Below are 243 nucleotides of genomic sequence, written 5' to 3'. Positions count from 1 at the left end.
ATGGCGTGCCGCTGGCGGCGGCGGCGTTGCAGCTCTCGCTGCGCGATCCTCGGATCACGTCGACGATCGTTGGGATGAGCAAGCCGGGGCGGATCGCGGAGACGGTGGCGCTGGCGCGGCACCCGATCCCCGAGGTGCTGTGGGCGGAGCTGGCCGAGGTGCCCTTCGACATGGAGGAGCCCGAGCACCTGCGTGACGCCTCGAATTCCTGATCGGCCGTCGCGCCCGCGGAGAGCCTGGATG

1 pseudogene is annotated in these 243 nt (G+C 71.2%); it reads left to right on the top strand.

The window, feature by feature from the left end:
* Positions 1–212: pseudogene (locus tag ACSNOB_RS32150) on the top strand (hypothetical protein); the annotation flags it as partial.
* Positions 213–243: the final 31 nt, after the last annotated feature.

This window comes from Micromonospora sp. URMC 106 (assembly GCF_051386395.1).
Classification (GTDB): domain Bacteria; phylum Actinomycetota; class Actinomycetes; order Mycobacteriales; family Micromonosporaceae; genus Micromonospora.
This window is presented reverse-complemented; position numbering and strand designations above follow the sequence as displayed.